Origin of the sequence: Streptosporangium fragile (assembly GCF_039534445.1) — a bacterium.
Lineage (GTDB): Bacteria > Actinomycetota > Actinomycetes > Streptosporangiales > Streptosporangiaceae > Streptosporangium > Streptosporangium fragile.
Map to the genome: position 1 here is coordinate 1 of NZ_BAAAVI010000207.1, position 521 is coordinate 521.

The following is a 521-nucleotide window of genomic DNA, read 5'->3' on the forward strand; positions in this document are numbered from 1 at the left end:
CTTCGGCCTGGAGCTGGAGCTCACCGAGGGCATGCGCTTCGACAAGGGCTACATCTCGCCCTACTTCGTGACCGACCCGGAGCGTATGGAGGCCGTCCTCGAGGACCCGTACATCCTCGTCGTCAACTCCAAGGTCTCCGCCAACAAGGACCTGCTCCCGGTTCTCGACAAGGTCGTGCAGGCCGGCAAGCCGCTGCTGATCATCGCCGAGGACATCGAGGGCGAGGCCCTGGCCACCCTGGTCGTCAACAAGATCCGTGGCCTGTTCCGCTCGGTCGCGGTCAAGGCCCCCGGCTTCGGTGACCGCCGCAAGGCCATGCTCGGCGACATCGGCATCCTCACCGGTGCCCAGGTCATCAGCGAGGACCTCGGCCTCAAGCTGGAGTCGACCACGCTCGACCAGCTCGGCCGCGCCCGCCAGGTCATCGTCACCAAGGACGAGACCACCATCGTCGACGGTGCCGGCGACGCCGAGCAGATCGCCGGCCGGGTCAACCAGATCCGCGCCGAGATCGAGAACA

General features: G+C 66.8%; 1 protein-coding gene. It reads left to right on the forward strand.

Annotation, left to right across the window (positions count from 1 at the left end):
* Window positions 1-521, forward strand: a 521-nt coding sequence (locus tag ABD841_RS40670; RefSeq protein WP_344982439.1) for a TCP-1/cpn60 chaperonin family protein, incomplete at both ends; no start/stop codon positions are given.